Genomic DNA, 23,873 nt, shown 5'->3' with positions numbered 1-23,873 from the left:
ATGGCGGATCTGGGAGCGATCATCGTCTCGGGCGCGACCTTTGGCATCGGGCTCGACATCGCGCGCCTTCTGGCCCGCCGCGGTTGGCCGGTCGTGGCCTTCGGGCTGGAGGCCGCGCCGGTCTCCTCATTGGCCGAAGCCTCGGTCGCCGCGCTGAATGCCGAGGCCGAAGCCGAGGGGCTGCCGCTGTTCTTCATGGCCGCCGATGTGACGGACGAGGCGCAGGTGGCGGGCGTGGTGGCGACGGCGCTGGAGCGTCACGGGCATCTGCACGGCATCGTCAACAACGCGGCGATCGGGCCCCTTGGCACGATCCTCGACACCCCGCCGGCGCTGTGGGAGGCGATCCAGCGCGTCAACCTGATGGGGCCGTATCTTCTGTGCCGCGCCGCGATCCCGGTGATGGCGAAGCAGGGCGGCGGACGGGTGGTCAACGTGGGCTCGGGCGCCGGTTGGGGCAAGCCCAACATGGCCGCCTATGCGACATCGAAGGGCGGGCTCATCGCCTTGGGGGCCGCCATGGCGCTCGATCATTTCGCCGACGGCATCGCGGTCAACACCGTCATTCCGGGCGGCGGCGGCATCAAGGCCGGCATGAGCATGGGCCGTGTCGGCGGCGATCTGTCGAAGTTGCGCGCCAAGGCCGTCGGCACCGTCGCCGGCCGCTACATGGAGGGCGAAGACCTCGCCCGCGCCATCGCTTTCCTGATGTCCGAGGACGCCGCCGCGATCTCGGGCACGATCATCGACGTGGGCTGTTTCGCCCATCAGGGGTCCTCGACCCCGCTCGGAAAAAGCTGAGACAGAGGAGACGCCCCTGATGGATGCCGTCCAGACCGACCCCAAACTGCGCCGCGATCCCGCCTATTTCGCCCTGCGCGCCGAGATCGAAGAGTTCTTCTACGACGAGGCCGAATGCCTCGACACCCGCCGCTTCGAGGAATGGCTGGGCATGCTGCACGAAGACCTGCGGTACTTCATGCCCATGCGCCACAACGTGAAATTCGGCCAGCATGACGAGCGCGAGAACAGCCGCGAGGATTACGGGATCAGCTGGTTCAACGAGGACAAATGGACCGTCTCGAAGCGGGTCGAACAGATCCTGACGGGCGTCCATTACGCCGAGGAACCGCTGTCGCGCACGACCCATATGATCACCAATGTGCAGGTCCAGACGGCCCTGCCCAGCGTCGAGGCGGCGGACGAGATCACCACCTCCTGCCGCTTCCTGACCTATCTCAACCGGGTCGAATACGAGACCTATTTCTTCGTCGGCAAACGCTACGACCGGCTGAAGAAAGTGGGCGGCGAATGGAAGGTGCTGCACCGGCGCATCATCCTCGACCAGAACGTGCTGCAGGCCAAGAACCTGTCGACTTTCTTCTGACCGGCGGGAGGCCCCGATGGCAAAGCTGATCCTGAATACCACCACTGACCTGATGCGCGTCCCCGAAGGCGCGAGGCTGAAACTGCATGACGGCCGCGAGGGCGTCGTCGAGGAAAACATGGGCGACGGCCAATGGCTGAGCGTCGAATTCGACGGCGAGAGCGAGCTCGTCCACAGTCAGGACATCGCCGAAGTCCATTCGCCCGAGTGAGGATTCCGCCATGCTGCGCATGAGCTACATGCCGAGCGACTTCCACCCGATCCTGCTGGTGCTGGGTCAGAAGCCGGAGCTGCTGGCACTGGCCGCGATCTTCGAGCGGTTCTCTGAGACCGGCGGGACGCTGAGCCTGACCGAGGCCGGGGTCTTCTCGACCGACACGCAGGTCACGCTGGATGAATTGCCCGAGGGTGCCGCGCAAAAGCCCGGTCTTTGGCCCCGCGCGCGCGGGGCGAATGACCTGATCTGGCGGCTGCCGCGCCAATACGCGTGGATCTTCGCCAATGAGATCGCCAATCTCGGCACCTCGACCGAGGTCGCGGGCTCGGCCACGCTGGAATGCGACCAGCTGGGCGAGATCCGTGCCAAGGTCTCGATCGGGGAATGGGAAGAGGGCTATCTCGAGGACGATTTCCGTTGAGGAGGCGATCATGGATGATGTGGTGATCATCGGCGGCGGACAGGCCGCCAGTGCCTGTGCCCTGCGCCTGCGCGCCAATGGCTTCGAGGGCCGCGTAGCGATCTACGGCGCCGAGCCCGCGCTGCCCTATCAACGCCCGCCTTTGTCGAAGGCCTATCTCAAGGGCAGGATGGAGGCCGACCGGCTGCTTCTGCGTCCCGCCGCGCTCTATGCCAATCTTGGGATCGAGATCCACAGTGGCGTGCAGGCGCTGAACCTGAACACGGCGACCCGTCGCGTGGCGATGTCGGACAATGCCAATGTGCCCTATGGCCATCTGGTGCTGGCGACCGGCGCCACGCCGCGCAGATTGCCCGAGGCGCAGGGGGGCGGGCTGGAGAATGTCTTCACCCTGCGCAGCCTCTCGGATGCCGACGCCCTGCGGCCGCATATCCGGCCGGGCCAACGGCTGCTCGTGGTGGGCGGGGGCTATATCGGGCTGGAAATGGCCGCCGTCGCTGCCCGCGCCGGGATGGAGGTGACACTGATCGAGGCGCAGCCGCGCATCCTGCAGCGCGTCGCCGCGACCGAGACCGCCGACGCCATCCGCGCGCTGCATCTGCGCGAGGGTGTGGATCTGCGCGAGGGCGTGTCGCTCGATCGCCTGCTCGGCGACGGCAAGCGTGCCGGGCTTGCCGCGCTGAGTGACGGCAGCGCGGTCGGAGTGGATCTGGTGGTCGTCGGCATTGGCGTGACGGCGAATGAGCAGCTTGCCCGCAATGCCGGGCTCAGCGTGCAGAACGGCATCCTGACGGATGGCCAATGCCGGGCTTTCGCGCCCGGCATCTATGCCGCCGGAGATTGCGCGGTCTTCCCGTTCCGGGGCCAGCCGACCCGGCTGGAATCGGTGCAGAACGCCTGTGATCAGGGCGAATACGTGGCCGACCATATCTGTGGCACGGCCAAGGGCCCCTACGCCCCCCAGCCGTGGTTCTGGTCGGACCAGTTCGACAGCAGCCTGAAGATCGCTGGCCTGAACCGCGGCCATGACCGCGTGATCCGCCGCGTGGGCGAGAAACCGGGCGCAGAATCCATCTGGTACTATGCCGGCGAGACCTTCCTCGCCGTCGACGCGCTGGACGACCCGCGCGCCTATATGATGGGGAAACGTTGGCTGGCCGAGGGCGTCTCGCCCGACCCAAAGGCGCTGGCTGATCCCTCGATCCCCTTGAAGACAATCGGACTATTGACCCAGACGGCAGAGAGCACCGCATGACCGCACAGGACATCTTCACCCAGACCGGCGGTCAGGCCCTCGCCCGCGCCCTGTCGGCGACCGGCACGCGCGATCTGTTCCTGCTGCCCGGCATCCAGCTGGATTACGCCGTCGATGCGCTGGTCGACCATCCCGAGATCGCGCTCTATGTCCCGCGCCACGAGCAGACGGTCAGCTACATGGCCGACGGCTTCGCGCGGGTCACCGGCGAGGTCGGCGTCGGCATGGTCGTCCCCGGTCCCGGCATGTTGAACGCCACGGCGGGGCTGTCGACGGCCTATGCCTGCAATGCGCCGGTGATGATGCTGGTCGGACAGATCCATTCGCAGGCGATCGGCAAGGGCTATGGCAACCTGCACGAGATCACCGATCAATCCGGTGTGCTGAAGGGCCTGACCAAGTGGCACGAGCAGGTCACAGACCGCAGCCGCATCGAAGCCGCGGTGTTCGAGGCCCATGCCCAGGCCCGTTCGGGTCGCCCCCGGCCGACGGCGGTGGAATTGCCGTACGATCTGCTGATCGCCAAGGCTGGGGCAGGGGAGGCGCAACCCCTCGCGCCGGCTGCGGCCAAGGCGCCTGATGCAAAGGCCGTCGACGCCGCGGCCGCGCTGATCGACAAGGCGCGCTTCCCGGTGATCTATGTCGGCGGCGGTGCAATGGACGCCGGCCCCGAGGTTCAGGCGCTGGCCGAGCGTCTCGGCGCGGCCGTCGTTGCCAGCGACAACGGGCGCGGCGTGCTGCCGGACGTGCATCCCCTGTCCTTCAACGCGCTGGCCGGGCGGGTGCTGTTCGACAAGGCGGATCTGGTTCTGGTGATCGGCAGCCGGTTCATGGACATCATGACGCCCGATGCCAGCTGGCCGCAGGATCAGGGCAAGACCTTCATCTATCTCAACATCGATCCGGCCGATTTCTCGCCGCCCCGGCTCGGCGCCGTCTGCATCGAGGCTGATGCCGCCCTCGGCACCGCGGCCCTGACCGCCAGCGTCGCCAGGCGGAAGGCGCTGGAGCCGTCGCGGGCGGCCCGGATCAAGGCCTGGGCACAGGGGCTGATCGAGAGCACCGGCGTGCTCTGGGATTACGTCAGCGCCCTGCGCTCGGCGCTGCCGGACGACGGTATTCTGGTCAACGAGCTGACGCAGGTAGGTTACCTGTCGCGCATCGCCTTCGAGACGCGGGCGCCGCGCACGCTGATCGGGCCGGGCTATCAGGGCACCTTGGGCTATGGCTTTCCGACGGCCCTCGGGGCGGCGGTCGGGGGGCGGGGCCGGCGCGTGTTCTCGATCACCGGCGACGGCGGTTTCGGCTGGGGCCTGCAGGAGCTGGCCACCGCCGCGCGCTATCAGCTGCCGGTCACGCTCGTGGTGTTCAACGACGGCTATTACGGCAACGTCCGGGCGATCCAGTCGCGCACCTTCGGGCGCAACGCGATCACCGAACTCGCCAATCCGCGCTTCGAGGATCTCGCCCGCGCCTTCGGCGTCGACTATGCCCGGGCCGGGGATCCCGCCACGCTGCAATCGGTGCTGACGGAGAGCGTCACCGCGAAGGGCCCGCTTCTGGTCGAGGCTCCGGTCGGGCCGATGGCGAGCCCCTGGCCACTGTTGCGCCTGCAGCCCATGGGCGGCGGTGCTGCCGACTGGCCCGCCGACCTGTAACCGCATCCCCTTTTCCGCCACCGAACCGGCCCGTCCCACGGCGCCGGCCCCCCTCTTGCACCCTCGGAGACCCGCCATGATCACCCTCACCTTCATCGAACCCGATGGTACCGCAAAGCCGGTGTCGGTCGCGCCCGGCCTCACGCTGATGGAGGCCGCGATGCGCAACAACATCCGTGGCGTGGTCGCGGAATGCGGCGGGCAATGCTCGTGTGCGACCTGCCACATGCAGATCGATGCGGCCTATTTCGACCGGGTCGGCGCGCCGGTCGATGACGAGGAGGACATGCTCGATTTCGCCGAGGAGCGGGGCGAGACCTCGCGGCTTGGCTGTCAGGTCGAGATCGAGGACAGCTTTGACGGCATGGTCATCCGCATCCCCTCGGTGCAGGGCTGAGGGGTTCAGGCCTCGGGCGGCGGTGTCGCCCCCGAGGCGCCCATGTTGAAAGCCTTCTCGGGCCCGCCGAGCCGCGCGATCAGCGCATCCTGATCGGCGAAGGCCTGGGCATTGGCGGCCTCGGGGTCGACGATGGCGCAGAGGGCGGCATGCAGCTCGGCGCGGATCGCGGCATGGGTCGGGTCTTGCCCCAGATCCACCAGCTCCTCGGGATCGGCATGCAGATCGAAGAGCTCGGGCGGGAAGCCGACGTAGTAGTGATACTTCCACCGCCCCCGCCGCAGCATGTAGCCCGCCGAGATCGAGCCCGTCGCATGGTATTCCGAGAAGACCACCCGCTCGGGCGCGTCGGGAGCGCGGGCGATGGCGTAGAGATTCTCACCGGGCGAATCCGCCAGATGACCGCCGAAATGCTCGGCCAGCGTCTGCGACAGATCGATGAGGCTGACCGGCGTCGCGCAGGTACCGCGCGCAATGCCGGGGCCCGCCATGATCATCGGGATCGCCGTGCTCTCCTGGTACATCTGCGACTTGCCCCAGAGCCCGCGCGCGCCGACATTGTCGCCATGGTCCGAGGTGTAGACGACCGTGGTGTCCCCGGCGAGGCCCGCGTCTTCGAGCGCCTGCAGGATCAGCCCGACATTCTGGTCGAGCCAGCTGGTCAGCCCGTAATAGCAGCGCATCGCCATCAGCCGCTCCTCGGGGTCGCGGAACTTGGCTTCGCTGTCCATATTGGCGTTCTGCGCCTCGGCCCAGGGATGGCGCCGGTAGCCGGTCGAGGGATGCAGCTTCACCTCGGGCATCATCTCGGGCGGATAGAGATCGAGGAATTCCGGCGGCGCGATCAGCGGGAAATGCGGCGCGACCAGCCCGACATAGAGACACCAAGGCGCCGTCCCCTCTTGCGCGCCGCGCTGGGTCAACCAGTCCACGGTACGGGCGGTGACGCGGGCGTCGTATTCGGTGTATTTGCTGGTGCCGGGTCCGATGTAATCGCCGAGCATCCGCCCGTCGCGGATCTTTCGCTCGCCCTCGCGTCGCATCGAGGCCCAGACCATGCCATGGCCGCCGACCACCTGCATCGGCATATGCTCGACATCGAAACCGGCGTCGTCATCGTCATAGCGGTAATGCAGCTTGCCGATCGATTCGACGGCGATGCCGCGCTCCTGCAGCTGATGGCCCCAACCCCTCGGCTGGCCGGTGTAGGGCATGGCATTGTCCCAAAGCCGTTGCTGATGCGCGTAGCGACCGGTGGCAAACGAGGCGCGTGCAGGCACGCAGATGGGCGAGGGCGTATAGGCCTCGGTGAAGCGCATCCCGCGCGCGGCCAGCGCATCGAGATGCGGCGTCTGGACGAAAGGGTGGCCGGCGCAGCCCATGGCGCGGGCTTGATGCTCGTCGGACATCAGGATCAGCAGGTTGCGGCTCATGCTTCGTCCTCCATGTCGGCGATCACGCTGTCGAGCTTGTCAAAACAGGCAAACAGGGTCGCTTGCTCAGCCTCCGTCATGGCGCCGAGGAGGCGCTGCTGGCGTTGACGCATCGCGGTGCGAGCCTTGTCGACGGTGGCGCGACCGAGCGGCGTCATCGACAAGACAGTGCTGCGCTGGTCAGCTCGGTTCGGCGCAGCTTCCAGAAGGCCGTCGGCCAACATCCGTGCCACGGTGCGGCTGATCTGCGCCTTGTCGGAGTTGCTGCGCCGCACGATCTCGGCCGCCGGGATCGGGCCCAGAAGATCGATCAGCGCGAAGATCCGCCATTGGGTCAGGGTCAGCCCTGCCGTCGCGTCGAGCAGCCGGTTTGCCTGGGCGTTCAGCTGGCTGTTGAGGCGCGAAATACGGAAAGTCAGCAGCGAGCCCAAGGGGGCGGTCAGCAGCTTCTCTTCATCCAAGTCACTGTTAGTCATCGGAAAACCTTGTTATTTGTCATGATCTTGAGACTAAGAAGATGTAAAGTCAACTTTAAAGTTGACTTTACATCTATCTCCTCCACATGATTGCGCATCATCGTTGGGAGGACGACATGCAGAGTTTCTACAAGGGCGCTATCGCGGCCCTCTTGGTGGCCGCATCGACGACGTTCGGTTCCGAGGGGGCGCAGGCACAGGGTTGGATGCCATCCGGCCCGATCACGCTGAAGATCGCCTTCGCGGCAGGCGGTGGCGCGGACACGCAGGCGCGGCTCATCGCCGCTGAACTGGAAAGCCGCTATGGATGGACGATCATCCCCGAGCAGGCTGCGGGGCGCGGTGGGCTCTCGCTGTTGGCCGATATCCGGGATGACCCGGCGGACGGAACGGTCATCGGCATGACGGTGACGGACAGCCTCGGCTATTCGTCACGCGCGTCCGAGGCCCCTTGGACCCCAGCGGATTTCACCCCCATTGCGACCACCGCAAGCTTCCAGATGGGCCTTGTCGCCAGTGCCGGGTCTGGTTGGGCAAGCTTCCCCGATTTGCTCGACGCGGCGCGCGGCGGGCAAGTCATCCGCTTTGGCGTCATGTCGGCGAAGTTGGCGGATCAGGCGTATCTGCTGGGCGAGGCAAATGACGTGGCTTTCAACATCGTCGAACTCAACGGCGGGGCGGCGGTCATGAACGGCATTACCGCAGGTGATATCGATGTCGGCTTTGTCGCGGGGGCACAATCCAGAGGCGTTGCGTCCGGCGATCTCGTCAATCTGGCCTCGGCGTTGAGTGCGCCGCTTACCCAGACGCCCGATGCGCCGCTGCTTTCGGAATTTGGTCTGCCCTTCGATTCGGATGGCTATTTCGTCTTCATCGCCCCGGCGGGTCTGCCGGAAGAGGCCCGGACCGCCTTGGCCGAGGCGATCAGTGCCATCGCCAGCGACCCTTCGAACCCGGCGGGTGAGGCGATCCAGCGCGCCTTCGGCGAAGCCTCCACTCTGTCCGGGGCCGCCCTGACGGACTTCCTCACGCGGCAGTATGACGATGCTGGCGCGCTGATGGACGCGGCGTCGAACTGAGGCCGCATCATGACCGGGAGCCATCGCACCCTTCTTCTGGCGGCTGCCTGCGCTGCCTTCGCCCTCGCCACATTGCTGATTTGGATCCCCGCCGATGTCGACAGTAGCGTGATCCAGCTGGTGCGGCGCCGGGCGAGCATTGGCGATGCGATGGCCCCCGCCGTGGCCGCTGTGATCTTGCTTCTGGGCGCGGTGGTCTTGGTGTTCGAGCGCCAGCGAGAGGCGACACCGGGTCTGCCGCGCGAGAGCCTCGTGTTCCTGGGGCTGACCGTCCTGATCATCGCCCTGAGCTTTGTGTTGATGCGCTGGACCGGGCCAATGCTTACGGTGCTGGCCGGGCTCGATTACCGGCCGTTGCGGGCCAGCGCGCCTTGGAAATATCTGGGCTTCGGACTGGGTGGCTTCGTGCTTGTCGCCGGGCTTGTCGCCTTGGCTGAGCGGCGCTTCAGCTGGCGCGGAACGCTGGTCGCGGCATTGGTCGTGCTGGGTCTGATCGCCATCTATGACCTGCCTTTCGATGACCTGCTGCTGCCACCGAACGGAGACTTTTGATGAGCATCCTTGACCATGTCTGGCTGGGGGTCCTCGCGGTCTTCCACGGCCCGGCGCTGTTCAGCCTCTTTGGTCTGCCCATCCCGGTCGCCTTGGTCATGGTGCTTCTTGGTGTCGTGGCCGGCATCATCGTCGGCGCGACGCCGGGCCTTGGCGGGCCGATGGCCATGGCGATCTCTCTGCCGATCCTGATCTCGATCTTCGGCTTCCGCCCGGAGGCACTGTTGCCGGTGATGGGTTTTCTGGTCGGGGTGATGAAGGGCGCGACCTTGGGCGGCGCGGTCCCGGCGATCCTGTTCAACACGCCCGGAACGCCCGATGCCTATATGACCACGCTGGACGGCTGGCCCTTGGCACGCAACGGGCAGGCGGGAAAGGCGCTGCGGGTCGCCCATGCGTCTTCGGTGATGGGTGACAGCTTCTCGGATCTGGTGCTGATCCTCTGCGCGCCCTTTCTTGCGGTGATGGTGGAGCGCTTTCTCGACCTGCCCGAGAAGGCGGCACTGCTGATCTTGTCCCTGACATTCATCGCGGCGGTGATGGGGGGCTCGATCGGCAAGGGGCTGATCTCGATGGGGCTCGGTCTTCTGATCGCGGCGATTGGCACCGGACAGGATTTCTACCCGCGCCTGACCTTGGGAATGCCGTCCCTGGCCGAGGGCTTCTCGGTCGTCACGGTGGTGCTGGGGGTTTTAGTACTGGGCGAGGTGTTCAAGAGCCTGGAGGACGGGCTGCGCGACGCACGTTCCGGAAGCCGTCCGGACACCCGCCCTCGAGGGCCCCAAGCGCTGACCCGCGCGGATTTCGGCCGCATCCTGCCCTATGTCTGCCGCTCGGCGGTGATCGGGACGGTGATCGGTGCGCTTCCGGGCATCGGCTCGACGTTGGCGGCGACGCTGGGCTACACGCTGGGCCGCGCGCGGCACGCCCGTCGCGGCGGCAGTCCGGCCTTCGGCGAGGGCGCGATCGAGGGCGTTGCTGCAACCGAGGCCGCGAACAGCGCGGTATCAGGCGCCAATCTGATCCCGGTCCTCTCGCTGGGTATTCCGGGCAATGCAGCGGCGGTCTTCCTGATCCTCGCGGCGGACAGTATCGGCGGCTTCAATCCCGGGCCTTGGGTCTTCCGCGTCCCGACGACCGGCAGCAATCCCGAGATGGTGGTGGCCTTCGGCCTGTTCACCATGATGCTGGTCGCCAATCTGTTGAACTGGACGCTGGGTGGTGCGGTGATGCGCGCGAGCGGGATCATGGCGCGTATCCCGCGCAGCCTGTTGCTCCCCTCGGTGGTTCTGGTCACGCTGACATCGCTTTATGTGCAGGCGCCCGAAATGATGACCTTGGTGGTGACGCTGATCTTCGGAGTGCTGGGCTATCTGATGCGTCGGCTGGGTATCTCACCTTTGCCCTTCATCATCGCGTTCATCCTTGCCTCGCCGCTGGAGAGGGCAATCCGTCAGGCCTTCGCGGCGACGGGCGGGGACGTTTGGTTCCTGGTGAACCGTCCGGTCTCGGCGATGTTTCTGTTGCTCGGGGTCTGGGTTATCGTGGCGTCGTTGCGGCGCAAATCACCACGCTGACTCATCATCACAGCCGCCCTGAATTTTCGGTCGAACCCCAGTTTCTGGCGAAGGAGCGAGGATCTTGCTCGACTGACGTCACCGAGAAAGGCCAGCGACACAGTGCTTCAGCAAGCCGTCAGACGCTGGGAGATGATGCGTCCTTCTTTGCTGCGGCATCCCGAGCGAAATGCGCAGCCGATGAGGGATCCATTAAAGGCGCCATTGTGGCCTCCCTCTTCCAACCGCAGCTGCAAACTGCGGTTGGGATTTTCTTCCGGCGGTGTTTCGTGGATTGGTGCGTTCAGGTTGATGGACCCTGCTTGGGTCTCCGCACGCGAAACGCAGCCCACGTCTAGCTCGGCGTAGAAATTGGCGACGGGCCAGAATCGTATCTAGCTGTCGATCTTCATTTTTTCTGAGGGAAATAATGGTGCCCGGGGGCGGAATCATATCAGGCGGAGTTTCGACCTGTAAGTCTTTATTTTATTGATAAAAATTCTTGAGGCAATCATTCATACTGTAGCAATTTCTGTAGCAAATCTTGGTGCAACACCTTGAGGTTTGAAGCCTGTGATGTATCTCGTGGCTGGGTTTCAGATGGTTGAGGTCATCATGTCGAATGGGGTCTTCCGGCGCGGTAAGAAAGGCCTGTTTACCGCGCGCTTTCAGGTTCCTGTCCAGTTCCGTGGCATCGTCGGCAAGCCTGAGATTTGGCAAGCCACCGGTACTTCGGATCCAGACGAGGCGATCGAGTTCCGCATTGCGTGGAAGCGCAGGAAACTCGCCGAGTGGAACGCAGCCCTCGCGGGTGCGGAGGGTCCATCGACGAAGTCTCGGTATCTGGTCGCGGCGGAACTTACGGCGTCGCGAGGTGTCAAGTACCAAACCGCTGCAGAGCTCGCTGAGGGTGACCCCAGAGACATAATTGCGCGGGTGGAGGGGTTGCAATCCGCTGGCGATGCGCCCGGATCGATCGCATCCAAAGCGCTGCTTGGCGGCATCGCGGCGCCGCGCCGGACACTGTTGGAGCTTGCCGAAGAGATGGACGAGCTCAACTCCTACGAAGTCGACAACAAGAATAAGCAGCAACTACATGACTGGAAGCAGAAATGGAGGCGGGTCGCAAACAAGCTCATCGATGCAATCGGCGTCCAGGATATCCCGGTCGACGACATTCGGCCCGATCACATTCGAGCTTTGCGGGATGGCCTAAATACGCGCGTCAAAGCAGGAGAGATGGACTCATCTACGGCGAACAAGGAACTCCAGTATTTACAGCGGATGATACGGGATCACCACACATCCCTCGATCGAAGGGATCCGCCAAACCCAACACACGGGATACGATGCAACAAGGTGATCCGGCAGAAGAAATCGCGTAAGCCGCCAGTTCCTATGCCGTATCTGCTGAAATGGGTGGTGTTGTCGAACTGGCGGAGCATCAATGACGAACTGCGAGACATCATGTTAGTGTGTCTGGAAACCGGCTGCCGCGAGTCCGAGATCTTCAATTTGCCGGAGGATGCGATTGTCCTTGATCACGCAATTCCACACATCCTCATTCAAGAAGAGGAGGGGGATGAAAATGGGGAGGGGGCAAGGCAGATCAAGACATCGTCGTCGGAGCGCCGTGTTCCGCTGGTAGGCGTTGCCCTTGAAGCGATGAAGCGGCACCCCGCTGGGTTCCCCCGATATAGAAACAATAGGAACTTTTCGAACGCCGCATCTAAGTCAATGCGCGCTGCTGGGCTGTTGCCGTCTGAACCGGCTTCGTACAAGCGACTGCCAGGTGGGAAGCGAAAGCCAGTTCATGTGACAGCAGGAGGTGTCCGGCACTCTTTTGAAGATAGACTCGATGCAGTCGGCGTCGAGATGGACACCCGCGGAGCACTGATGGGCCATGACGTCGGACGTATTAGAGGTCGGCAATACTACGGTGATCAGACGCTGGAGCAGCGGCTGGAGCTGCACCAGAAGATCATGATCATGCGGCCTGCCTCGCTGCCCGAGCCATCCGTCGCGCCCGCTCGATTGCCGTCTCCTTAGCTGTAAGCTTGGCGAGCTCCGTTTCCAGGCATTGAAAGATCGGAAGATAGACCTCGCCACCTTCAAGATCGATCATTTGAACGACGTAGAGGAGAGCGTTTTCGATCCGGGCCTGCTCGGTCTGAGCAGAGCTTGTAGCGCCATTGCAAACCATTGTTTTTTCGCGACCTCTGGCAGTTGAGGTCAGGAACTGGGTGCGAAAAATCTTGCACGGAAACACGCCGGATCAGGGTTCGGTATCCCCTTGATCGGAGGGCATACTTCGAGATCCACTCAGTCTCTTGGTTTGTGCCGTCGTCCCGGGCAGTAGTGATGTCGAACGCAATTGCCGAGCGCCATACGCCGGCCGCCAATGCGGTGTGCGTCCGTATCGTCGGTCCGTCGGCTGTCTTAGCGCGATCTCGCCGGCGCCTCGTTGCGTTGGGAAACACGTGAGGGGCATTCGGCGCGATCGATTACGTCACCCATGATCGGATGATCCCGGTTGGCGACCGCATCCCGCTGGGCCTCGACCGGGTGAGGGGCGAGGCGTAATGGGAAGGTGACGATACGTATTGTGTCATCAATCCGGCCATCGATCCAGCCGTGCCGCGTCGGTGATCGCGGCACCGGCAAGCGCGGGCGGCAACACCGCAGCAGGGGTGCGCCCGACAGCCATCTGCCGCCGCCACATCCGCCCACCGGCCTCAACCCGCTGATTGATTGCTCGCGTCGTGGTGCCTGTGCTTTCGGGAAGCGGGCCGCCCAATTGCACGGCCAGCGTGTCGATGGTGCGCGTCTCAGGCCCGGCCCAGAGGCAAGACAGACCCTCGCCGTTCCACAGGATCAGCGCCTTCTCCTCGCCCAGCGTTAGGAGCGTGCCATTCGCCGGCAGCGCGCCGGCGACCCTTTCCGTGAGCCCGGCGAGCGCATCGTTCTGTTCCTCGGCGCTGCGTCCCGGCAAGAATGACCACAGATGGGCTCCGGTGAGCGATGTCAGCGCGGCGCGTTGGTCGCTCGCCTCCGGCTCACTCCAGCCACGTTCGCGCAGCCCGGAGATGACGGCGTCGGCTTGTGCATCGGTCGGCGTGCACGCCGCCATGAGGGCCGAAACTTCAGGTGCAGGTGTGAGGGTGATCTGCGCAAGGGCAGGGTTGAAGGAACCACACAGGAATATTGAGAGGGCGATTGCCGACACGGCAGGGGAACGGAAAATCATGTAAGACTCGCTTTTGACAAATGTTCAGGGGGCGTCTGGCGCGGGTTGCCACATCTCGGCCGCGATCAGCCAACCGTCATCGACTTGCTCCAGAAACAAGAGCGTGCGGGCGCGCAGGACAGTAAGGCGGTCGCCCTGCTGCACGCGTGCGGCCCATTGATAGACGCTTGCGGCGCCCTCGCTTCGGCGTCGGTTTTCGCGTGTGGCGATGCGCAGTTCCTGAAACCCGTCAGCAAAGGCTGTGCGCCATTGGGCCTCGATCTGGTCGCGCCCTTCGACCACGGGCTGACCGGGGATCAACAGCAGCGCGCCCTCAGAATAGAGGCCGGCCATGGCCGCGGCATCCTGAGCTTCGGTCGCCGCCATCATCCGGTCGACAGCTTCCTGTGGGTTGGTAAAAGGCTGCGCGCCTGCGGCATGGCTGAACACGCCGAGGATCGCTGCCGCGAGGACGGCTACGCGCATTATCGGCCCTCCGGCGTCAGGCGTTCCATATAGAATAGGTCTGTCAGCGGCGTGGGCGCGGGCTCGTGCGTGAGCCGTGACCACAACCGCATTGAGCGCAGGCCGGCGCCATCCTCTTCAGTCACGCGGGTGACTAAGCGAGGGGTAGGGACATCAACGACGCTCCTGCCATGCTGCGCCATGAGCGTCAGGGTCTCGGGGTCGGGCGGACTGCCCAGGATGCAGGTGACTTGCTCGCCCCCCTCTGGCCGTAGCTGGATCGAAACGAAGAGCAACGCGCCTTCGCGTTGGTAAATGCGCGCCGTGCCTGACAGCACCATGTGTTCGAAATTCGCAGCAAGGCGCGGAGCCTGCGCGAAGCGGTCGTCCAGCGCGGTCGCACTGTCTGTGATCTCCAGCACCATCACCGTGGCGAGTTCGGTATAGAGGCCGTCGCGGTCCACAACTTCATGCTGCCAACCCGCAGCTTCGAGGGTCTGGCGTATCTCGCGGCCATTGTGGTCGGGATCATGGCGCAGGGTTGAGACGGAATTCATCGATCCCGCCAAGGCGGGTGAGGTGGTGACACACAGGGCGACCGCAACAAGACCACGGCGCAGGGCGTGGGTTTGCGGGAGGAGAAAGACAGACATGAAAACTCCATAGATCAATGGGCGGATCGTCACCCAAGGGGCTTGCGATGGCAAGTCATTGCTGCCCAAGACCGGGTTCGCTCTACGGTGGCCTTGGCATCGATCTGCTGGCGCCTCACGCTCGAAATCGGTCGGGGTTCACCTCTCCAATTGGAGGAGCAAACTTGGTGCCAACCGATAGGCCTGCCTCCGCCGAGTTCCGGGGTCAGGAAGCGAGAGTTTTCAGGTAGGGGAGAGGCGGCGGTCTTCCTCATCCATCAAGGATAGAAATTGCATCCGAAGCCAGCCTTCTTGACCCTGACGTCGGCTATGCCGGACGACACCGGTTTTCACCCTGAACGAACTTGACCTGTCTATAACTTCACACCTTAGGAGGGTCTAATAGGTCGAGAATCGGTGTGAACGGACGAGGCGGCGGGCGGTGCGGATTTCTGAACTGGCGGATAGCGTGGGCCTGTCCCGCGCGACGCTGCTCTATTACGAGAAGCTCGGGCTGCTGAAGGGTAAGCGGAAGGCGAACGGCTATCGCGTCTATTCCGATGTCGACCGGCAGCGGCTGCGGCTGCGGCTTATGCAGCAACTTCAGGCGGGTGGGCTGAGCCTTCAAGAATGCCAGACCTGCCTCGATGGCAAGCTCGACCGCGACATGCTGGGGCAGCGCCTGGCCGTGCTGGACACGGAGATCGTAGAGAAGACCCGGTCGCGCGACCTTCTGGAGGCTCTGCTCGGACAGTCGAGCCTCAAGGACTGGCACGAGGAGGTCGAGCGCGTCGCACCCGATCTGCACCGAGGCTGGCTGATGTCGCAGGGGTTTTCCAGCGCGGAGGCTGGGCTGGTCGCGCTGGTCTCCAAGGACATGAACGCCCATGACGCCTATGCGCATCGCCTTGCCGCAGGCTGAGCCGGGGATCTACCTCACCCTTTCCTTGGGGGTGACGTTTCCGTTCAACGTGGCGCTGGGGCTCCCCCTGTATCTGTCTTTAGCTCAGGCAACATGGGGCTAACGCCGAGAGGTCAATCGAGTCCCCTGAATCTCGAGAACCCGGCAGAAAATCGGCGGGTTGGGGCCCGTTTGCGGATCAAGAAAATGTGATTGGAAAGATCGGACAGCCCGGGCTTGGCAACAAAATGGGCCAGGTCAAGGGGCCTCGCACAACGTTGAAGGTATCCGGAAGTGATCCGATAGACCAGTTCAGCCGTCTTTCCCGCCGATGCAACACTGCGCATCCGACACCAACACAGGAGAGATGACATGTTCCGTACCGCTGCCCTCGCCCTCGTCGCCGGCACCGCGCTTGCCACCACCGCGCTGGCCGACGGCCATGGCGATCATGCGATGGATATCGTCGACACCGCCGCCGCCAATGGCAACTTCACGACTCTGGTCGCTGCAGTTGAAGCGGCGGGTCTGGTTGAGACCCTGAAGGGCGACGGCCCCTTCACCGTCTTCGCCCCGACTGACGAAGCCTTCGCTGCCCTCCCTGAGGGCACCGTCGAAGGCCTGCTCGAAGACACCGAGGCCCTGACCGGCATCCTTACTTACCACGTTGTACCCGGCGCGGTGATGGCTGGCGACCTGACGGAAGGCATGACCGCTGCAACGGTCAACGGCGCCGAGGTCACCTTCTCGCTGGAAGGCGGCGCGACGATCAACGGCGTCAACATCGTGACCACTGACATTGAGACCTCGAACGGCGTGATCCACGTCATCGACGCGGTCCTGATGCCACCGATGTAATTGACCAACTGGCCCGCCCGATACTGGGCGGGCCTTCTACTGCGCAATAGTGGGCGTCTTGGAGGTCCGAATTACCGTCATATCCGACCGTGACGATGATCTCACCCTCCTGCTGCTGGATGGACGATCCGATCGACTTAACCTGTGCGTGTTTCAACACGTTCTGCACCGCCTCGCGGATCACAGAGCGCAGCGTATGCGCATCGACCAGCGGCAGCGCGACCTCCGCCCCGCCGTCGGTGACCCGGTCGAAGCGCATCCCGGCCGCAAAGACGGAGTCCGAGATCTGAGCGCGCAGATCAGCCAGCAACTCCTCGAAGGAAAGAGCCGGACTGCTGGCATTGTTCACGATATCCCGAAAGTCGGTCAGGGTCTCTCGGATCAGCTGATCCTTGCGCTGAGGTTCTTGGCTCTGCAGCGCCCCCATGAGCGGGATGCCAATATTGTCGTAGATGTCGCGCGCGATCCGCAGCTGTTCCTCGGCGGCGCCCGTTTCGAAGGCCGCATGGCTCTCCAGCGCACTGGCACACCGATACCCTCGGGGGGTGGTCAACTCATCAGAGCCCTAACAGTACGGAACACGTCAGCAATCCGGCGAAATGTCTCAGCATGAGGCGATGTTGACCTCCATCCCAGCACAACTTTTCGAGGGCAAGCCGTGGGCAAGGGTGTTAGACTGACTGACTGACCGCGCACTATGCCGGCGTCGATGGCAAGTTGGGGGAGAAGGGTAATTCCGAGTCCTTCCTCTACCATCGACAAGAGTGTAGGCAGGCTGGTCGCTGCAAAGGCGTCGCCCGGGGGGCTGCGCATTTCAGCATAGGCTTCAAGTGCGTGGCGCTGCAGGCAATGGCCTTTTTCAAGCAAGAGAAGGGGTGCGCCAGCAAGAAGAGAACCTGTCACCTCTGGGTTCCCAGCAAGGCTATGGCCGATGGGAGTGGCAAGCTGATAGCCGTCTTCGAACAACAGTTCGGTCTCAATGCTGCTTGTGTCATACGGCAAAGCGATGATGATCAAATCAAGCCTGCCGTCAGCCAGCCCTTCCAGCAGCCGTTCAGTCAACTCTTCTCGCAAAAATAGTCGAAGCTCGGGCCACACTTGGCGCAGCATCGGCATTGCGCGTGGAATTAGAAATGGGCCTACGGTTGGAATGACCCCCAGCCGCAGATCTGCTTGTCCTACCCCTGCTTGCGTCCTCGCAACTGCTTCCATGTCCGCGACATCGGTCAACACAGTGCGCGCGCGCCGTACCAGCTCCTCGCCCACTTGTGTCAGCATCACTCGGCGTTTGGAACGTTCAGCAACTATGATGCCGAGGTGATCCTCCAGTTCCTTAAGTCCGGCCGAGAGCGTCGGCTGCGTGACATGGCAGATTTCTGCTGCGCGCGTGAAGTTGAGAGTGTCGGCGACGGCGACAAGAAATCGGAGTTGGCGAAGTGTGGTCATGGCAATAATAGATTTAGTCTATTATTGTAAGTTTTACAATCAATTTCCACAATCAGTGTCTCAAGCGTAAGGATGTAGCATCGCAAACCAACTCACCGAGGACACCATGAACACCACCTCCGCCATCCAAACGCCCGCCGGCCTGCCGCGTATGAATGAACCGGCTCCGGATTTCACGGCCCTGACAACGCACGGGATGAAGTCGCTGTCCGACTATAAAGGCAAGTGGCTGATCCTTTTCTCACATCCGGCAGATTTCACCCCGGTCTGCACTACCGAATTCACCGCCTTTGCGGCTCGCTCGGCCGACTTTGCGGCGCTAAACACTGAGCTCCTCGGCCTGTCGATCGACAGCCACTACGCCCATATTGCCTGGGTCCGTTCGATCAAACAGAGCTTCGGTGTGGACATCAACTTCCCCATCATCGCTGACCTCGACATGAAAGTGGCGCAGGCCTATGGCATGATCATGCCTGGAGCGTCCGACACTCAGGCCGTGCGAGCGACCTTCATCATCGACCCCGAGGGCAAGTTGCGGGCGATGGTCTATTATCCGATGACCAATGGACGCTCGGTGGACGAAATTCACCGGTTGATCGTGGCTCTGCAGACCTCGGCCGAGCACAAGGTCGCAACACCCGAGAACTGGCACCCTGGCCAGCCGGTTATCGTGCCGACGCCGCAGACTTGCGATGCCGCCGATGCGCGCATGCAGGAGGGGCTGAACACGGTGGACTGGTATTTCAGCACCAAAATGCTCTGAGCAGAAAGTCTTGGTCTTGCGGCGAACCCTTGCCGCAAGATCTTCTCCCAAGCCAAAGGAAAAGTGTGATGTCCTCATCAAAGAAATCCCGGCCCCCCGAAGTGCACGGCTTCTTCGATCCTGCGACCAACACGATCAGTTATGTCGTGCGTGATCCGGCCTCGGACGCTTGCGCGGTCTTTGATTCCGTCATGGATATCGACTATGCGGCAGGCCGCATCACCTATGACCATGCGGACGAGATCATTGCCTTCATTCAGGGCAAGGGCTGGCGGCTTGACTGGCTGATTGAGACCCATGTCCACGCAGATCACCTGTCCGCTGCGCCCTATATTCAAGACAAGCTCGGCGGGAAAATAGGTATCGGTGAAAAGATTACGGTCGTGCAAGAAACCTTTGGCAAGGTCTTCAACGAAGGGACCGAGTTCCAGCGAGATGGATCTCAGTTTGACGCGCTGTTCAAGGATGGTGACACCTATGCCATCGGTGGGCTGGACGCAGTCGCCCTGCACACGCCGGGACATACCCCCGCCTGCATGACCCATGTCATCGGCGACGCGGCATTTGTGGGCGATACGCTCTTTATGCCCGACGGCGGTTCGGCTCGAGCAGACTTCCCGGGCGGCGATGCAGGTGTTCTGTACGACAGCATTCAGAAGGTGCTTGCGCTGCCGAATGAGACCCGACTTTTTATGTGCCACGACTACGGGCCAAATGGTCGGGATATCCGTTGGGAAACGACCGTGGCAGAAGAGAAGGAACACAATATTCATGTCGGCCGTGGCGCAACAAAAGAAGATTTTGTCCAGTTTCGCACGGATCGTGACGCCACTTTGGCAATGCCAAAGCTGATCCTCCCGTCGTTGCAGGTGAATATGCGTGCGGGTGAGATTCCGACCGATGCGTCAGGACGCCCGATGCTGAAAGTGCCGGTGAACGGCCTTTAGAGGGACGGCCTTACAGCAGGCAAGAAGAGCGCTGGTTATCTCGCCTCGGCTGAGCGCGGGAAACCAGCTGCCCCACGTTGTCAAGCAACCTATGGACGGCTCGACCGGTGGCGATCCCGCCAATACCGCAGCAGGTATCCCACGCGCTGCTGACGGGCCTGTTTGCGGTCGCCCGCTACACTGACCTTCGCCACAAGCTCTGCAGCGAGATAGCCCGCGTTAGCTTGCGCCGACTCCTCGGCGCCATGCATCGGCTCCCCAAATCTGTCTGTTGAGGAGCTTCGTTGTTGTCATATCGAGGCTGTGAATCCCGGCGCTCGTAAACGACCGTCGATCGACAATCGATAGCTGCCACGAACTGCGATGAACAGCAGGGCCCCCAGTATGGCGACATTCTTGAACAACGGGCCTTCGTGACCCGGTGCGATATGGATAACGAAAGTGATCGGCACCAGCGTGACAAACAGCGCCAGTGCGGCGAGCCGTGTCGAGTAACCGACAATCAGCAACAGCCCGGCGATTATGAAGACAGCGCCACTGAGATGCAGGAAAAGCAGTGGGCTCCCAAGCGCCAGAACGAAATCATGCCATGGAGAGTCGACAATCCGGGTCAGCATATCCTCGGCGCGCATAAAGTGACCCAAGCCGCCGATCAGAAAGATCAGGGACAAAGCTACGCGGAAAAGAAGTTCGACAGGGCCGTAGAGCCTTGCGGTCAGCCGGTCGATGAGGGCGTCAAACATAAGAGGCTCGTTTCATATAGCAATACATGCATACGGCATCCACCTAATCCTGCGCAACCCCTGTGCCCTGCAAGACGCGTGGCGAAGGGGCCGGCCCCAGCGTGCCAATCCCCCATGTTAAACCGTCCAGCGTCATTTCGAGCATCAGGTCCTCGAAGATCTCGGTGAGCATTCAGATCGAATTCGAGTGGTGCCAGAACTTCCCAAGTGTGGGTTGATCCACAGATCGTTGGGTCAAAGTTCATGCGCGCAGGCCAGCCCTGTTCCGCCGTTGCGCGGATCGTGCCGAAGAAGTCGATCTCCTGCGCGGCCCTGTCGCGCGCCCACTGGCGCGGACGTTTCAGCGCGACCTTGATGTCGAAAGTGCCCAGTTTGATCTGATCATCGAAACTGCGGGATGCGCGCTGGCGGCGCAGCGAATTTGTTCGGGCGTGTAGCCGTACAGTATCAGATGGCCAAGGTGGCGCATGACACAGATGATTTCCGCGTTCGGTCAATCGCTACGCCAACCGGGATGAAAATGGCGGCCACCAGTTTGAAAGCTTCATTTCAATCGGGAGACCGCAAGCTTCGCCAGCTGGTTCCACTATTTCCAGCATCACCGGCCGCAACACAGCCAAATCGGCCGCCTTGCGCTGAGCCAAATCCAAGAAGTTCAACGAGACCAACTTGCGATCCGGCTCTTTAAGCCACACGCAGTGGTGCGCATCACTGTCAGATGCGCAAAGGATCCGGCCGGAAAGACCGGCCGCAGCTTGATCAATGAGAAGGCGGTATGATGCTTCGCCGAAAAGGGCCCCCTGTGCGGCATGCGCTGGGTTCATCGCTTTAGTTGGGCACGTTTCATGTCGATTTGCGCCGGAAAAGTGATTGAGCGGTATAGACAAGAATAGCCGTCCCGACCGCACCCAACGCCGCCACGCCGAGGAGCACCATAACATCCACCGGCCCGCCGATGTCGCGGAAATGAGAACTGGTAACGGCTTGAACGAACAGCACAGCGGCAATCGCTCCGAATGGCATCGAGAGCTGGGCCAAAAGAAACTTCCGCATCGACATCGCGCGGTCACGGACCAGGACGTAAATATAGGCCCCAGTGACGACCAGTGCTGTCAGAACCATGGCCCAGAACAGGCCCTGACCGAAGATTTCCTCAAATACAGCGATCAGGGTTTCGAATGTCAGTTCCTTCATGACGTCCTCCTCAGGCCTTGCCGCGCAGCATGGCGTTGTACGTGGCTTTTAGGGCGACTTCCTTCATCAACCAGCTGATCCACAGCTCCTCGAGCGGGGCAATAATTCCCGGGAAAGAAGGGACAAGGTTGTTGTGGTAATCGAACTCGACCAGCATGGCTCGTCCAACACGCGTGATCAACGGACATGACGTGTAACCGTCATAGCTCTCGGTGCCCTCACGGCCTTGAATGGCAGCGATCAGGTGATCTTCGACAACTGGGACCATCCATTTTACGCTTGCGGCGGTTTTGCCCTTGGGCACGCCTGCCACGTCGCCCAAACCAAAAACTTCTGGATAGCGCAGATGGCGTAGGTTGTGCGGATCGACCTCGATCCAACCCTGATCTGTCCAACGATCCGACCATGACAAGCCGGACTGACGGATGACCTCGGGCGCACGCTGCGGCGGGATGACGTGAAGATAATCATAGGGCAGCTCCACGGTCGACCGCAACTCAACCCCGGTTGCATCCGTTTCTGTCTTCTCGAAGGTTGCGCGCTTGCTACCCGGTTCAATCGAGACCAGCCTGTGGCGCATATGCGGAGTAAACCCGCGCTCCTCGAAGAGCATCCGGACCTTCTCAGCGACGATGGGAACAGAGAAGGTGGCCGCCTGCGGCGCGGCATAGTGGATTTCGTATCGCCCTGCTGCGCCGCCACGGCTGGAGATATCATCGATCAGAAACGTGTGCTTTAGCGGTGCACCCGCGCATTTCATTTCGGTCGCGGGACGGGTGAACAACCCAATCCCACCCTCTTCGGTGAATTTCTGTGCCGCCTCCCAAGTCCGGGCGGCGTACTGCGGCCCGGCATAAAGCGCGCCGATACCATTCTGGCCTACCATATCCAGCGAGAAGCCCGGAATGGCGTCATGGTCCAACACCAAGCCAGGTGCCACGACCAGGAAATCATAGCGCAGTGTTTGGCCACCGGTTGTTTCGACGGTTTTCGCAACCGGGTCGATGGCAGCCGCGTTCTCTGCAACTAAAGTAATGCCCTCCGGCAACCAGTCAGTTGTCTGCGAGATGGTGTAGGATTGCGGCTTCAAACCGGCTGCTACCAGGCTAAGACCTGGCTGATACAGGTGCTCGGCGCGTGCATCGACAATCGTGATTTGCGCACCCTCGAGCCGCTCGACCAGCCGGTTGACCAATGCCGTCCCGGCCGCGCCGGCGCCGATGATGACGATTCTTGCGGCTGTGCTAATACGCTCCGCTCGAGCAGGCAGGCTCAAGGCGGCGACCCCGGCCCCGCCAAAGGCGAGACCAAGCAATCCGCGTCGGGTCAAAGGAATGAGCTTGGATTTCACGGAATGCTCCTTTGAAGCTTATACCGGGGCGCCTAAGAGCCCGACTCAAGCCGTCGCGCTTGGCTTCGGCCACGATGCAATGCGGGAACCAGCGCGGCGGGGCAAAACACCCTGCCGAACGGTGTGCGGTGTTAGCCCGGCGCAGGATGTGTCGGAGTTCGGTCGGCCTCTTCAGCCTCGCGCATGATGCGCGAATCCTCGCGCAACTCCAGCCACATAGCGTTCAGGACGGCGAACAGCGCGGCCAGCGGAAGGCCCAGGATCCAGGCGAAATACCACATCGCGTCAGCTCCTCAGTAGGAATGGCCGGGGCCGGTGACGTCATCCTCGGTCACCTTGCCCCACAGAACTTTGTAGACCCAGGCAGTATAGGCCAGGATCAGCGGCATGAAGATCGCCGTCGCCACCAGCATCACGAAGAGCGTGGTCTGCGAGGACGAGGCATCCCACACGGTCAGCGAGCTGTCCGGCGCGCTGGAGGACGGCAGGATGAACGGGAACATCGTCAGCCCGACGCTGGAGACGATGCCGGTGATCGCCAGTTTCGACCACAAAAGCGTCGTCCCCTCACGCCCGGCCCGCAGCCCGCGGACGGCCATGGCGATGCCGGCAAAGGCTGCGATGGGTGCCACGATGATCCACGGCCGGGTGACATAGGCCGCCAGCCACGAGGTGTCCCGCGCCACTTCGCTGTAGAGCGGGTTCGACGGGCCGTTTGCCACGACCTCGGTCACGATGCGGTAGCCGTCGATCCCGACCGCCAGCCAGAGCCCGGCCAGCAGATAGCCCCCCGCCGCGACCATGCCCGCGACGGTGCCGATCCGGCGGGCGCGGGCGGCGATCTCGCCCTCGGTCTTCAGCCCCAGCCAAGCCGCGCCATGCATCAACAGCATCGACAGCGACACCACGCCCGTGA

At 62.7% G+C, this 23,873-nt stretch carries 28 protein-coding genes and 1 pseudogene; 16 read left to right on the top strand and 13 right to left on the bottom strand.

Annotation, left to right across the window (positions count from 1 at the left end):
• From BCY78_RS08600 to BCY78_RS08570, 7 genes are all read left to right on the top strand, one after another.
• Window positions 1-801, top strand: coding sequence for an SDR family NAD(P)-dependent oxidoreductase (locus tag BCY78_RS08600; RefSeq protein ID WP_068300393.1), 801 nt, complete (start codon window positions 1-3; stop codon window positions 799-801).
• 19 nt (window positions 802-820) lie between these two features.
• Window positions 821-1,387, top strand: a complete 567-nt coding sequence (locus tag BCY78_RS08595) for a 3-phenylpropionate/cinnamic acid dioxygenase subunit beta (protein WP_068300392.1) — start codon at window positions 821-823, stop codon at window positions 1,385-1,387.
• Window positions 1,388-1,403: 16 nt separating this feature from the next.
• Window positions 1,404-1,598, top strand: coding sequence for a hypothetical protein (locus BCY78_RS08590; protein ID WP_068300390.1), 195 nt, complete (start codon window positions 1,404-1,406; stop codon window positions 1,596-1,598).
• 10 nt (window positions 1,599-1,608) lie between these two features.
• Window positions 1,609-2,025, top strand: a complete 417-nt coding sequence (locus BCY78_RS08585; RefSeq protein ID WP_068300388.1) for a hypothetical protein — start codon at window positions 1,609-1,611, stop codon at window positions 2,023-2,025.
• Window positions 2,026-2,035: 10 nt separating this feature from the next.
• Window positions 2,036-3,280 (top strand): NAD(P)/FAD-dependent oxidoreductase, encoded by a 1,245-nt coding sequence (locus BCY78_RS08580; RefSeq protein WP_068300387.1) that lies wholly within the window; start codon window positions 2,036-2,038, stop codon window positions 3,278-3,280.
• Window positions 3,277-4,938 carry a thiamine pyrophosphate-dependent enzyme gene (locus tag BCY78_RS08575; RefSeq protein ID WP_083194913.1) on the top strand — a complete coding sequence of 554 codons (1,662 nt, stop codon included), beginning with the start codon at window positions 3,277-3,279 and terminating at the stop codon, window positions 4,936-4,938. Before BCY78_RS08580 ends, BCY78_RS08575 begins: the two co-directional genes overlap by 4 nt.
• 76 nt (window positions 4,939-5,014) lie before the next feature.
• Window positions 5,015-5,335, top strand: a complete 321-nt coding sequence (locus BCY78_RS08570; RefSeq protein WP_068300385.1) for a 2Fe-2S iron-sulfur cluster-binding protein — start codon at window positions 5,015-5,017, stop codon at window positions 5,333-5,335.
• Window positions 5,336-5,340: 5 nt separating this feature from the next.
• On the opposite strand, the gene BCY78_RS08565 is transcribed toward BCY78_RS08570, so the two are convergent.
• Window positions 5,341-6,768, bottom strand: coding sequence for a sulfatase-like hydrolase/transferase (locus BCY78_RS08565; RefSeq protein ID WP_068300383.1), 1,428 nt, complete (start codon window positions 6,766-6,768; stop codon window positions 5,341-5,343).
• Window positions 6,765-7,229 (bottom strand): MarR family winged helix-turn-helix transcriptional regulator, encoded by a 465-nt coding sequence (locus BCY78_RS08560; RefSeq protein ID WP_068300381.1) that lies wholly within the window; start codon window positions 7,227-7,229, stop codon window positions 6,765-6,767. Before BCY78_RS08560 ends, BCY78_RS08565 begins: the two co-directional genes overlap by 4 nt.
• Window positions 7,230-7,330: 101 nt before the next feature.
• Here BCY78_RS08560 and BCY78_RS08555 point away from each other — a divergent pair, with 101 nt between their 5' ends.
• From BCY78_RS08555 to BCY78_RS08540, 4 genes are all read left to right on the top strand, one after another.
• Complete coding sequence (locus BCY78_RS08555; RefSeq protein ID WP_083194911.1) at window positions 7,331-8,323, top strand: tripartite tricarboxylate transporter substrate-binding protein; 993 nt, start codon at window positions 7,331-7,333, stop codon at window positions 8,321-8,323.
• A 9-nt stretch (window positions 8,324-8,332) separates the two neighbouring features.
• Entirely contained in the window at window positions 8,333-8,875 is a 543-nt protein-coding gene (locus BCY78_RS08550) for a hypothetical protein (protein ID WP_068300376.1), read from the top strand.
• Window positions 8,875-10,452: a tripartite tricarboxylate transporter permease gene (locus tag BCY78_RS08545; protein ID WP_068300375.1), complete on the top strand. Its 1,578-nt coding sequence runs from the start codon at window positions 8,875-8,877 to the stop codon at window positions 10,450-10,452. The genes BCY78_RS08550 and BCY78_RS08545 overlap by 1 nt, the downstream gene beginning before the upstream one ends.
• Window positions 10,453-11,007: 555 nt before the next feature.
• The gene (locus BCY78_RS08540) at window positions 11,008-12,480 is read left to right on the top strand and encodes a DUF6538 domain-containing protein (protein ID WP_068300372.1); all 1,473 of its coding nucleotides are present in this window, start codon (window positions 11,008-11,010) and stop codon (window positions 12,478-12,480) included.
• Between the two features lie 562 nt (window positions 12,481-13,042).
• Here the strand turns inward: BCY78_RS08540 and BCY78_RS08535 are convergent.
• The 3 genes from BCY78_RS08535 to BCY78_RS08525 are packed head-to-tail and all read right to left on the bottom strand — an operon-like array spanning window position 13,043 to window position 14,775.
• Window positions 13,043-13,678, bottom strand: a complete 636-nt coding sequence (locus BCY78_RS08535) for a hypothetical protein (RefSeq protein ID WP_139103120.1) — start codon at window positions 13,676-13,678, stop codon at window positions 13,043-13,045.
• A gap of 24 nt (window positions 13,679-13,702) precedes the next feature.
• Entirely contained in the window at window positions 13,703-14,143 is a 441-nt protein-coding gene (locus BCY78_RS08530) for an SgcJ/EcaC family oxidoreductase (protein WP_068300370.1), read from the bottom strand.
• A complete protein-coding gene (locus tag BCY78_RS08525; RefSeq protein WP_068300369.1) occupies window positions 14,143-14,775 on the bottom strand; it encodes a hypothetical protein in 633 nt (210 codons plus the stop codon). Before BCY78_RS08525 ends, BCY78_RS08530 begins: the two co-directional genes overlap by 1 nt.
• Window positions 14,776-15,196: 421 nt before the next feature.
• Here BCY78_RS08525 and BCY78_RS08520 point away from each other — a divergent pair, with 421 nt between their 5' ends.
• The 3 genes and pseudogenes from BCY78_RS08520 to BCY78_RS08515 all read left to right on the top strand — a co-directional run bounded on the left by BCY78_RS08520 (window position 15,197) and on the right by BCY78_RS08515 (window position 16,513).
• A complete protein-coding gene (locus BCY78_RS08520) occupies window positions 15,197-15,676 on the top strand; it encodes a MerR family transcriptional regulator (RefSeq protein WP_083194910.1) in 480 nt (159 codons plus the stop codon).
• Window positions 15,651-15,779, top strand: a pseudogene (locus BCY78_RS24575) (sodium-dependent bicarbonate transport family permease); the annotation flags it as partial. The gene BCY78_RS08520 and the pseudogene BCY78_RS24575, both read left to right, overlap by 26 nt.
• 248 nt (window positions 15,780-16,027) lie before the next feature.
• Window positions 16,028-16,513, top strand: a complete 486-nt coding sequence (locus BCY78_RS08515) for a fasciclin domain-containing protein (protein ID WP_068300367.1) — start codon at window positions 16,028-16,030, stop codon at window positions 16,511-16,513.
• Here the strand turns inward: BCY78_RS08515 and BCY78_RS08510 are convergent.
• Complete coding sequence (locus BCY78_RS08510) at window positions 16,482-17,066, bottom strand: sensor histidine kinase (protein ID WP_068300366.1); 585 nt, start codon at window positions 17,064-17,066, stop codon at window positions 16,482-16,484. The two genes, BCY78_RS08515 and BCY78_RS08510, sit on opposite strands and share 32 nt — an antisense overlap.
• Window positions 17,063-17,959, bottom strand: coding sequence for a LysR substrate-binding domain-containing protein (locus BCY78_RS24570; RefSeq protein WP_083194909.1), 897 nt, complete (start codon window positions 17,957-17,959; stop codon window positions 17,063-17,065). The genes BCY78_RS08510 and BCY78_RS24570 overlap by 4 nt, the downstream gene beginning before the upstream one ends.
• 106 nt (window positions 17,960-18,065) lie before the next feature.
• Between BCY78_RS24570 and BCY78_RS08500 the strand changes: the two genes are divergently transcribed.
• Both BCY78_RS08500 and BCY78_RS08495 read left to right on the top strand, forming a co-directional pair.
• Window positions 18,066-18,722, top strand: coding sequence for a peroxiredoxin (locus BCY78_RS08500; protein ID WP_068300362.1), 657 nt, complete (start codon window positions 18,066-18,068; stop codon window positions 18,720-18,722).
• A gap of 68 nt (window positions 18,723-18,790) precedes the next feature.
• On the top strand, window positions 18,791-19,669 hold the full coding sequence (locus BCY78_RS08495; RefSeq protein ID WP_068300360.1) for an MBL fold metallo-hydrolase: 879 nt from the start codon (window positions 18,791-18,793) through the stop codon (window positions 19,667-19,669).
• A 290-nt stretch (window positions 19,670-19,959) separates the two neighbouring features.
• On the opposite strand, the gene BCY78_RS08490 is transcribed toward BCY78_RS08495, so the two are convergent.
• The 6 genes from BCY78_RS08490 to cydB all read right to left on the bottom strand — a co-directional run.
• A complete protein-coding gene (locus BCY78_RS08490) occupies window positions 19,960-20,412 on the bottom strand; it encodes a DoxX family protein (RefSeq protein WP_068300359.1) in 453 nt (150 codons plus the stop codon).
• 43 nt (window positions 20,413-20,455) lie between these two features.
• The gene (locus tag BCY78_RS26170; RefSeq protein WP_255402853.1) at window positions 20,456-20,584 is read right to left on the bottom strand and encodes a hypothetical protein; all 129 of its coding nucleotides are present in this window, start codon (window positions 20,582-20,584) and stop codon (window positions 20,456-20,458) included.
• A 671-nt stretch (window positions 20,585-21,255) separates the two neighbouring features.
• The gene (locus BCY78_RS08485) at window positions 21,256-21,606 is read right to left on the bottom strand and encodes a DUF5368 domain-containing protein (RefSeq protein ID WP_068300358.1); all 351 of its coding nucleotides are present in this window, start codon (window positions 21,604-21,606) and stop codon (window positions 21,256-21,258) included.
• 10 nt (window positions 21,607-21,616) lie between these two features.
• Entirely contained in the window at window positions 21,617-22,957 is a 1,341-nt protein-coding gene (locus tag BCY78_RS08480; RefSeq protein WP_068300356.1) for an NAD(P)/FAD-dependent oxidoreductase, read from the bottom strand.
• A 131-nt stretch (window positions 22,958-23,088) separates the two neighbouring features.
• Window positions 23,089-23,238, bottom strand: a complete 150-nt coding sequence (gene cydX / locus BCY78_RS08475; protein ID WP_068300355.1) for a cytochrome bd-I oxidase subunit CydX — start codon at window positions 23,236-23,238, stop codon at window positions 23,089-23,091.
• Window positions 23,239-23,250: 12 nt separating this feature from the next.
• On the bottom strand, window positions 23,251-23,873 hold a 623-nt coding region (gene cydB, locus BCY78_RS08470; protein WP_068300353.1), incomplete at its 5' end, for a cytochrome d ubiquinol oxidase subunit II.

The organism is Pararhodobacter sp. CCB-MM2, from assembly GCF_001691415.1.
In the GTDB taxonomy this organism is placed as follows: domain Bacteria; phylum Pseudomonadota; class Alphaproteobacteria; order Rhodobacterales; family Rhodobacteraceae; genus Pararhodobacter.
The sequence above is the reverse complement of the archived record's forward strand: the minus strand, read 5'-3'. Positions and strand labels throughout refer to the sequence as shown.